10 protein-coding genes are annotated in these 9,831 nt (G+C 62.6%); 9 read left to right on the top strand and 1 reads right to left on the bottom strand.

Annotated elements, in window-relative coordinates; translation table 11 throughout:
• Positions 1 to 216 precede the first annotated feature (216 nt).
• From paaA to K0H47_RS19940, 9 genes are all read left to right on the top strand, one after another.
• Complete coding sequence (gene paaA / locus K0H47_RS19980) at positions 217 to 1,206, top strand: 1,2-phenylacetyl-CoA epoxidase subunit PaaA (RefSeq protein WP_063029019.1); 990 nt, start codon at positions 217 to 219, stop codon at positions 1,204 to 1,206.
• A 27-nt stretch (positions 1,207 to 1,233) separates the two neighbouring features.
• Entirely contained in the window at positions 1,234 to 1,515 is a 282-nt protein-coding gene (gene paaB, locus K0H47_RS19975) for a 1,2-phenylacetyl-CoA epoxidase subunit PaaB (RefSeq protein ID WP_003208899.1), read from the top strand.
• A gap of 8 nt (positions 1,516 to 1,523) precedes the next feature.
• Positions 1,524 to 2,285, top strand: a complete 762-nt coding sequence (gene paaC / locus K0H47_RS19970) for a 1,2-phenylacetyl-CoA epoxidase subunit PaaC (RefSeq protein WP_063029017.1) — start codon at positions 1,524 to 1,526, stop codon at positions 2,283 to 2,285.
• A complete protein-coding gene (gene paaD / locus K0H47_RS19965; RefSeq protein WP_063029015.1) occupies positions 2,272 to 2,805 on the top strand; it encodes a 1,2-phenylacetyl-CoA epoxidase subunit PaaD in 534 nt (177 codons plus the stop codon). The genes paaC and paaD overlap by 14 nt, the downstream gene beginning before the upstream one ends.
• Before the next feature lie 33 nt (positions 2,806 to 2,838).
• Positions 2,839 to 3,915, top strand: a complete 1,077-nt coding sequence (gene paaE / locus K0H47_RS19960) for a 1,2-phenylacetyl-CoA epoxidase subunit PaaE (RefSeq protein ID WP_003208905.1) — start codon at positions 2,839 to 2,841, stop codon at positions 3,913 to 3,915.
• Positions 3,916 to 3,963: 48 nt separating this feature from the next.
• On the top strand, positions 3,964 to 4,272 hold the full coding sequence (locus tag K0H47_RS19955) for a DUF485 domain-containing protein (RefSeq protein WP_003208907.1): 309 nt from the start codon (positions 3,964 to 3,966) through the stop codon (positions 4,270 to 4,272).
• Entirely contained in the window at positions 4,269 to 5,915 is a 1,647-nt protein-coding gene (locus tag K0H47_RS19950; protein WP_219273484.1) for a cation acetate symporter, read from the top strand. Before K0H47_RS19955 ends, K0H47_RS19950 begins: the two co-directional genes overlap by 4 nt.
• Before the next feature lie 29 nt (positions 5,916 to 5,944).
• Positions 5,945 to 7,999 carry a phenylacetic acid degradation bifunctional protein PaaZ gene (paaZ, locus tag K0H47_RS19945; RefSeq protein WP_219273483.1) on the top strand — a complete coding sequence of 685 codons (2,055 nt, stop codon included), beginning with the start codon at positions 5,945 to 5,947 and terminating at the stop codon, positions 7,997 to 7,999.
• Between the two features lie 257 nt (positions 8,000 to 8,256).
• A complete protein-coding gene (locus K0H47_RS19940; protein WP_219273482.1) occupies positions 8,257 to 8,808 on the top strand; it encodes a GNAT family N-acetyltransferase in 552 nt (183 codons plus the stop codon).
• Positions 8,809 to 8,810: 2 nt separating this feature from the next.
• Here K0H47_RS19940 and K0H47_RS19935 read toward each other — a convergent pair whose 3' ends face one another.
• On the bottom strand, positions 8,811 to 9,824 hold the full coding sequence (locus K0H47_RS19935; RefSeq protein ID WP_219273481.1) for a GNAT family N-acetyltransferase: 1,014 nt from the start codon (positions 9,822 to 9,824) through the stop codon (positions 8,811 to 8,813).
• Positions 9,825 to 9,831: the final 7 nt, after the last annotated feature.

Raw genomic sequence — 9,831 nt, 5'->3', positions numbered from 1 at the left:
TGGGGCAAGAGCGTTTTGCTTACTTTTGCGCTTTTCAAAAGTGAGCCGCTGTAAGAGCGGAACCATAAGCCGCCGTTACCGAAATAACGGATATGTACCCCACCCAAAGCGATACAAAAAACAATATCGACACGATATTTTGTGTTTGATATTAATTTCCGTATCGCTTATAAAGTTCTCCATGCCTACGACAAACCCCAAGGCGGGAGACCCCTCATGTACGCACAGCTTGTAGAAACCGGAGTAAAGCGCATCAAGGACCTCTCCGAGATGTCCGACCAGGAACGCGCCTTCCAGGAAAAAATCGACGCCGAAATCAAGATCGAAGCCAAGAACTGGATGCCTGACGCCTACCGTCAAACCCTGATCCGCCAGATCTCCCAGCACGCCCACTCGGAAATCGTCGGCATGCTGCCCGAAGGCAACTGGGTCACCCGCGCCCCCACCCTCAAACGCAAGCTGCAATTGATGGCCAAGATCCAGGACGAAGCCGGCCACGGCCTGTACCTCTACAGCGCCATGGAAACCCTGGGCGCCGACCGCGACGAAGAAATCGCCAAGCTCCACAGCGGCAAGGCCAAGTACTCCAGCATCTTCAACTACCCCACCCTGAACTGGGCCGACATGGGCGCCGTAGGCTGGCTGGTAGACGGCGCCGCCATCGTCAACCAGGTGGTACTGCAGCGCACCTCCTACGGCCCCTACTCCCGGGCCATGGTGCGCATCTGCAAGGAAGAAAGCTTTCACCAGCGCCAGGGCTACGAACTGCTGCTGACCATGATGCGCCAGGGCACCCAGGCGCAAAAAGACATGGTCCAGGACGCGATCAACCGCCTCTGGTGGCCATCGCTGATGATGTTCGGCCCCAGCGACGAACACTCCCCCAACAGCGCCCAGTCCATGGCCTGGAAAATCAAGCGCCAGAGCAACGACGAACTGCGCCAGCGCTTCATCGACCAGACCATCCCGCAGCTGGAGCTGCTGGGTTGCACCTGCCCCGACCCGGACCTGAAGTGGAACCCCGAACGCGGCCATTACGATTTCGGCGAGATCCAGTGGAGCGAGTTCTACGAAGTGCTCAAGGGCAACGGCCCGTGCAACCAGGAACGCGTCGCCACCCGCCGCAAGGCGATTGAAGACGGTGCCTGGGTACGCGAAGCCGCCGTCGCCCACGCCCGTAAAAAACAGAACAAGAACGCCGCCTGATCGGCCACCTGATGTGGAGTCACCGTTATGTCTGAATGGACCCTGTTTGAAGTCTTCGTGCGCAGCAAGCACGGCCTGAATCACAAGCATGTGGGCAGCGTGCACGCCGCCGACACCACCATGGCCATCGAGAACGCCCGGGAGCTGTACACCCGCCGCAGTGAAGGCGTGAGCCTGTGGGTGGTGCCTTCCGCGCTGATCACCGCCTCGTCGCCGGACGAGAAAGACCCGCTGTTCGACCCCGCCGACGACAAGGTCTACCGCCACGCCAGCTTCTACGAGTTGCCGGCCGAAGTCGGGCACATGTGAGGTCGACCATGAATCCTGAAACCGATCTGATCGAATACCTGCTGCGCCTTGGAGACAGCGCCCTGATCCAGGGCCAGCGCCTGTGCCAGTGGTGCGGCCATGCGCCGGCGCTGGAAGAAGAACTGGCGCTGATGAACGTCGGCCTCGACCTGGTGGGCCAGGCGCGCAACTGGCTGGAATACGCCGCCGAGCTGCTGGACGACGGGCGCGACGCCGATCACCTGGCCTTCCGCCGGGATGAGCGGGCCTATCGCAACCTGCTGCTGGTGGAACAACCCAACGGCGACTACGCGGTGACCATCCTCAAGCAATTCCTGTATGACGCCTGGCATTTGCCGGTATTGAGCGGCCTGGCCCAATCCAGCGACGAACGCATCGCCGGCATCGCGGCCAAGGCGGTGAAGGAAGTCACCTATCACCTGCGCCGCTCCAGCGAGTGGGTGGAGCGCCTGGGGGACGGCACCGAGGAAAGCCATAAACGTATGCTCTCGGCGATCCCCGAGCTGTGGCGGTTCACCGTTGAACTGACCAGCGCCGACGACAGTGAACAACGCCTGCAAGCCGCCGGCATTACGCCGGACGCCGCCCAGGTCGCCGCTGCGTGGCAAACCCGGGTCAGCAAAATCTTCACCAGCGCCACCCTACCCGTGCCTCCCGCAGCGAGCTATTTCTACCTGGATGCACGCCGCGGTTTGCACAGCGAGCACCTGGGAATTTTGTTGGCGGAAATGCAGTTTTTGCCCCGAGCGTACCCCGATGCAACCTGGTGAGCTGATCGCCAGCGACCAGGGCGCACGCCCGGCGCAACCCACCGACCTGGCTGCCGCGTGGGCCACCCTGGCGCAGGTCATGGACCCGGAAGTGCCGGTGGTGAGCGTGGTCGACCTGGGCATAGTGCGCGACCTGGACTGGCAGGCCGGCCACTTGCATGTGGTGGTCACGCCGACCTACTCCGGCTGCCCCGCCACCGAAGTGATCGAGGGCGATATCCGCGATGCATTGGAGCTGGCGGGTTTCCGCGCGCCGCAACTGGAACGCAAGCTGACCCCGGCCTGGACCACCGACTGGATCACCAGCAGCGGCCGCGAACGCCTGCGGGCCTACGGCATCGCGCCGCCGCAAGGCAGTAGCAGCAAACGCAGCCTGCTGGGAGAAAGCCCGGTGATTGCCTGCCCGCAATGCGGCAGCTCTCACACCGAAGTGCTCAGCGAATTCGGCTCCACCGCCTGCAAGGCGCTGCACCGCTGCCGCGACTGCCTCGAACCGTTCGACTATTTCAAGTGCATCTGAGGGGCCGGCGGCCCGCTTGGTTGGAGAACAACAATGAGCAAATTCCATAGCCTGACCATCAAGGATGTGCGCAACGAGACCCGTGATGCGGTGTCCATCGCCTTCGAGATTCCGCAGCATCTGCAAGACAGTTTCCACTTCACCCAGGGCCAGCACCTGGTGATGCGCACCCAGCTGGACGGCGAGGAAGTGCGTCGCTCCTATTCGATCTGCACCGGGGTCAATGACGGTGAACTGCGCATCGCCATCAAGCGCGTGGCCGGTGGGCGGTTCTCCGCGTTTGCCAATGAGCAGCTCAAGGCCGGGCACAGCCTGGAAGTGATGCCACCCGCCGGGCATTTCCATGTAGACCTTGATCCGGCTCGCCACGGCCATTACCTGGCAGTGGCGGCCGGCAGCGGTATCACACCGATCCTGTCGATCATCAAGACCACCCTGCAAACCGAGCCCCACAGCCGCGTGACGCTGCTGTACGGCAACCGCTCCAGCTCCGGTGCACTGTTTCGCGAACAGCTGGAAGACCTGAAGAACCGCTACCTGCAGCGCCTGAACCTGATCTTCGTGTTCAGCCGCGAGCAGCAGGATGTCGACCTCTACAACGGCCGCATCAATGCCGAGAAGTGCGAGCAACTGTTCTCCCGCTGGCTCGACGTGAAAGCCCTCGACGCGGCCTTCATCTGTGGCCCCCAGGAGATGACCGAAACCGTGCGCGACAGCCTCAAGGCCAAGGGCATGGCACCGGAGCGCATCCATTTCGAACTGTTCGCCGCCGCCGGCAGCCAGCACAAGCGCGAGGCCCGTGAGGCAGCGCGGCAAGTGGATGCGGCGGTCAGCCAGATCACCGTGATCAGCGACGGCCGCGCCCTCGCCTTCGACCTGCCCCGCAACACTCAGAGCATCCTCGACGCGGGCAATGCCCAGGGCGCCGAGCTGCCGTATTCATGCAAGGCCGGCGTGTGTTCCACCTGCAAGTGCAAGGTGATCGAAGGCGAAGTGGAGATGGACAGCAACCACGCTTTGGAAGACTACGAAGTGGCCGCCGGCTATGTGTTGTCGTGCCAGGCGTTCCCGGTCAGCGACAAGGTGGTACTGGATTTCGATCAGCTGTAACGCGTGCCGCAACACCACAAACACAACAATAAAAAGGAGCACACCACCATGACCCCCGACGATATCGAGCGCATCCGTCGACATCCCGATTTCATCCAGTTGGTACGCCGCAAACAGAACCTGTACTGGTCGCTGTCACTGATCATGCTGGTGATCTATTTCGGGTTTGTGCTGTTGGTGGCGTTCTCCCCGGCTACCCTCGGGCAGTCGTTGAGCGGCGGCGTGACCACCGTGGGCATGCTGGTGGGTGTGGTGATTGTGCTGCTGGCGTTCGCGCTGACCGGCTTTTATGTGTACCGCGCCAACCATGTGATCGACCCGCTGAACGACAAGCTCAAGCAGGAGTGCACAGCATGAGCCGGCTGGTAGCGTGGTTTCTCCTGCCGCTGGCATTGGCCACGGACCTTGCAGTCGCCGCCGACGGTGCATCCCGGCCACTGAACTGGAACGCCATCGGCATGTTCCTGGTGTTCGTGCTGTTCACCCTCGGCGTGACTCGTTGGGCCGCCCTGCGCACCCGTTCCGCCAGTGACTTCTACACTGCCGGCGGCGGCATGAGCGGCTTCCAGAATGGCCTGGCGATTGCCGGCGACATGATCTCGGCGGCGTCATTCCTCGGCATCTCGGCGATGATGTTCCTCAACGGCTATGACGGCCTGCTCTACGCCCTGGGCGTGTTGGCCGGCTGGCCGATCATCCTGTTCCTGATCGCCGAGCGCCTGCGCAACCTGGGCAAATACACGTTTGCCGATGTGGTGTCCTACCGCCTGGAGCAGACCCCGGTGCGCCTGACTTCGGCCTTCGGCACCCTGACCGTGGCGCTGATGTATCTGGTGGCGCAGATGGTCGGCGCCGGCAAGCTGATCGAGCTGCTGTTCGGCATCGACTACCTATACGCGGTGATGCTGGTGGGCGTGCTGATGGTGTTCTACGTGACCTTCGGCGGCATGCTCGCCACCACCTGGGTGCAGATCATCAAAGCGGTGATGTTGCTGTTCGGCACCACCTTCATGGCCTTCATGGTGCTCAAGCATTTCGGCTTCAGCACCGAGGCAATGTTCGCCGGTGCTACCGCCGTGCATGCCAAGGGCAGCGCGATCATGGCGCCGGGTGGCTTGCTGTCGAACCCGATCGATGCGATTTCCCTGGGGCTGGGCATGATGTTCGGCACCGCCGGGCTGCCGCATATCCTGATGCGCTTCTTTACCGTCAGTGACGCCAAGGAAGCGCGCAAGAGCGTGTTCTACGCCACCGGTTTCATTGGCTACTTCTACCTGCTGCTGATCATCGTCGGCTTCGGCGCTATCGTGATGGTGGGTACTGACCCAAGCTTCCGGGATGTCAACGGCGCGATCATCGGCGGCGGCAACATGATCGCCGTGCACCTGGCACAGGCTGTGGGCGGCAACCTGTTCCTCGGATTCATTTCGGCGGTGGCCTTCGCGACCATCCTGGCCGTGGTCGCCGGGCTGGCATTGTCCGGCGCGTCGGCGGTGTCCCACGACCTGTATGCCTGCGTGATCCGCAAGGGCCAGGCCAGCGAGCAGCAGGAAATCCGCGTGTCGCGCATCGCCACGCTGTGCATCGGCGTGCTGGCGATCATCCTCGGCCTGCTGTTTGAGTCGCAGAACATTGCATTCCTTTCCGGCCTGGTATTGGCGATCGCCGCCTCGGTGAATTTCCCGGTGCTGTTCCTCTCGATGTACTGGAGGGGCCTGACCACCCGTGGCGCGGTGACCGGCAGCCTGGCGGGACTGGTCTCGGCCATTGTGCTGCTGGTGTTGAGCCCGGCGGTGTGGGTCAACGTGCTGCATTACGACAAGGCGCTGTTTCCTTATTCCAACCCGGCCCTGTTTTCCATGAGCCTGGCGTTTTTCAGCGCCTGGGTCTTTTCCGTCACCGACCGCTCGCCCCGCGCCGCCGTTGAGCGCGGGCGTTACCTGGCGCAGTTCATTCGCTCCATGACCGGCATTGGTGCCGCAGGCGCCAGCAAACACTAACTCTCATTTTCCAACCCGGAGGAATCGTGATGCCTCACGCCCCTACCCTGCAAAGTTTTATCGCTGGCCGCTGGATCGGCTACCACGGCGCCCAGGTGCTGCGCAGCGCCATTGACGGCCACGAGCTGGCACGCACTCATGAAGAGCGCCCGGACTTCGCCGAAGCCATCGAACACGGGCGCCGCCAGGGTGTCAGCGGGCTGATGGCCCTGGATTTCCAGCAACGGGCCCAGCGCCTCAAGGCCATTGCGCTGTACCTGAGCGAGCGCAAGGAACAGCTCTACACCCTCTCCCACCACAGCGGCGCAACCCGCGCCGACAGCTGGATCGATATCGAAGGCGGCAACAGCACGCTGTTCACCTACGCCAGCCTGGGCTCGCGGGAATTGCCGTCGGGCAATATCGTCCACGAAGGCCCGGCGATGCAGTTGAGCAAGCTCGGCAGCTTCGCAGGCACACATATCCTGGTACCCCGTGGCGGCCTGGTGGTGCACATCAACGCGTTCAACTTCCCGATCTGGGGCATGCTGGAAAAATTCGCCCCGAGTTTCCTGGCGGGCATGCCATGCATCGTCAAGCCGGCCAGCGCGACCAGCTACCTGACCGAAGCCGTGGTGCGCCTGATGGACGAATCCGGCCTGCTGCCACCCGGCAGCCTGCAACTGGTGATCGGCAGCACCGGCGACCTGCTCGACCGCCTGCAAGGCCAGGACGTGGTGACCTTCACCGGCTCCGCCGACACCGCCGCCAAGCTGCGGGTCAACCCGAACCTGATCCGCAACTCGGTGCCGTTCAACGCCGAGGCCGACTCGCTGAACTGCGCAATCCTCGCCCCGGACGTGAGCCCGGACGACGAAGAATTCGAGCTGTTCATCAAGGAAGTCGCCCGGGAAATGACCACCAAGGCCGGGCAGAAATGCACCGCCATTCGCCGCGCCATCGTGCCGGCCAAACATATCGACGCCGTCGCCACCCGCCTGCGGGACCGCCTGAAAAAAGTCGTGGTGGGTGACCCGTCGGTGGAAGGCGTGCGCATGGGCGCGCTGGCCTCCCACGACCAGCAGAAAGACGTGGCCGAACGCCTGGAAAGCCTGCTGCAGAGCAGCGATATGCTGTTCGGCGCCCGCGACGGCTTTGAACCCCGCGGTGAAAACGTCAGCCAGGGCGCGTTCTTCGCCCCGACCCTGCTGCAAGCCCGCGACCCGCATGCGGAAGGCGGTGCCCACGACATCGAGGCCTTCGGCCCGGTCAGCACGCTGATGGCCTACGACGACCTCGACGAAGCCCTGGCCCTGGCCGCACGCGGTAAAGGCAGCCTCGTCGCGAGCCTGATCACCAAAGACCCGCAGATCGCTGCCAAAGCCGTCCCGGTGGCTGCCGCGTGGCACGGCCGCCTGCTGGTGCTCGACCGCGAATCCGCCGCCGAATCCACCGGCCACGGCTCGCCCCTGCCGCAACTCAAACACGGCGGCCCGGGCCGTGCCGGTGGCGGCGAAGAACTCGGCGGCTTGCGCGCCGTGAAACACTACCTGCAACGCGCAGCCGTACAGGGCTCACCGACCATGCTGGCGGCGGTCACCGGCGAGTACGTACGCGGCGCCAAGGTCATCGAGACCGAAGTGCACCCGTTCCGCCGCTTCTTCCAGGACCTGCAGATTGGCGAATCGCTGCTGACCCATCGCCGCACGGTCACCGAGGCCGACCTGGTGAACTTCGGCTGCCTGTCGGGCGATCACTTCTACATGCACTTCGACGACATCGCCGCCAAGGAGTCGCAATTCGGCAAGCGCATCGCCCATGGTTACTTTGTGCTGTCGGCGGCGGCCGGGCTGTTTGTGTCCCCGGCACCGGGGCCGGTGCTGGCAAACTACGGGCTGGACACCCTGCGGTTTATCAACCCGGTGGGCATTGGCGACACCATCCAGGCGCGGCTGACCTGCAAGCGCAAGATCGACCAGGGCAAGAAGAGCCCGCAGGGGGTTCCACAGGGCGTGGTGGCGTGGGATGTGGAGGTGACCAACCAGCTGGGTGAGCTGGTGGCCAGTTATGACATCTTGACGTTGGTGGTGAAGCGCGAGGAGTGACCGCTCAGACCAATGTGGGATCTGTCGGGCCCCAGCGAGGCTGCGATGGGATCACCGCGCCGTACCTGCCAGACTGCGGCGCCTGCATCGCAGCCTCGCTGGGGCTCGACAGCTCCCACAGTTGATCTCAGTTATCTCAGTTGATCAGGAGAGTGTGCTCGTATCCCGTGACGCCTTGCGTCACCACTGAACAGATTGATTTTTTATTCCGCACGACACACCTTAGCGAATCGTTTTTCTAAAAGGTGACGCCCGCAGTGTCCGATTTTCCGACTCTCAAAACCGAACGCCTGACCCTCAGAGAACTTACACAGGAGGATGCGGTGGGGTTGTTTGCGATTCATAGCGACGCTGAAGCAATGAAGTGGTTCGGTGCCGACCCAATCACCGAGCCTCATCAAGCGGAGCAACTGATCGAGCTGTTTGCCAGTTGGCGCACGTCACCCAATCCAGGGATTCGCTGGGGGATTGAGGACACAGCCATGGCGAAGCTGATCGGCACCTGTGGTTTCTTCAAATGGAATCGTACGTGGCGCAGTTGCGCCATCGGGTTTGAGATGGCGCAATCGGCACAGGGACAGGGGCTCATGAAGGAGGCGGTTTACGCCGCCCTTCGATGGGCGTTCCAGCGCATGGAACTCAACAGGATCGAAGCGCTGGTTCATCCTGACAACGCCCGGTCACTGAACCTGCTTGAGAAAGCCGGGTTCGTGCGTGAAGGAACGTTGAGGCAGGCGGGTTACTGGAACGGAGCTCATCAAGACCTGGTTCAGCTTTCGCTGCTGCGTGGGGAGTGTGAGTACCTTTAAGGTCAGCGTGCGGCCCGGCGGTAAACCAGCGTATCGCGTACGCCGAAGTACTCGCAGCGCCGCGCGCCTTGAAGGGTTTCCACCCATTCAAATCCCGCCGCCTCAGCCAGTCGTTGACTGGATAGGTTCGCCGAAGAAGTGGTCAGACGCAGTGTGTGCCCGCTCAACTGCAAAACCAGAGCAGTCAATGCCTCCCTCATCAGCCCATGACCGGCGTGAGCCTGATTGCCCCAATAGCCAACTTCGAAGCTGTGAATCTCATCGGCCAGCGGCAGCAGGCCGATACAGCCCACCAATGCCTGAGGATCGTCGCGAGATAACAGGAAATACCTTTTCTCCCCAACAGGTGCATCGAAGTCTTTTGCCGCCCGCTGCAGGCTTTCCTGCGTGTCCTCCAGCGTCCAGTGCGGCTTGCTCCATACGAGAAACCGGCGGTGCAGCGCGTAGCTGGCGTTCAAGGCATCGGCGAGTTTTTCAGCAAGCGCCACGTCGGGCGCAACCAGGCTCATCCGGGCAGTTTGCAGGGTTGTGGGCAGCGGCGCCTGTTGTTCAATGGTTTGCACCCAGACGAATCCTTCGTCTTCACTGGGTGGCTCGAGCATGCTGAACACGCTTTTCAGCGCGTCCTCCGGCACCTTTTTGTCAGCATTGCGTTGGGCATTTCGCGCCAACGCCAGCTCCAGCGGTGCGCTCACCAGGATGCCGATCACCGGGACTGCATAGTCCCTCGCGATGGACAGCAGCTCCTCCCGATGACGCCGCGCAGGCAGGGCGGCATCGAAGACAATTGCCCGACGTCCCAGCCGACCGAGGTTTTCCGACACCCAGCGAGACTTGCCCGCCCCCTGCACGCCCATGACCACGTAGACATGAGTGCCCTTTGCCGCCTGTGACAGCTCGTGCCTCAACCGCGCATACGCGAGCTGCCATGCCTGGCGATTGCGCTCAGGTGTGAACTCCCTGCCGAACTCGGTTTCCAGATAGTCGTCAGGGTTGATCACCAAGGGCAAGTCCATCGACCGA

Source organism: Pseudomonas sp. Xaverov 83 (genome assembly GCF_019352905.1).
Taxonomy (GTDB): domain Bacteria; phylum Pseudomonadota; class Gammaproteobacteria; order Pseudomonadales; family Pseudomonadaceae; genus Aquipseudomonas; species Aquipseudomonas yamanorum.
The sequence above is the reverse complement of the archived record's forward strand: the minus strand, read 5'-3'. Positions and strand labels throughout refer to the sequence as shown.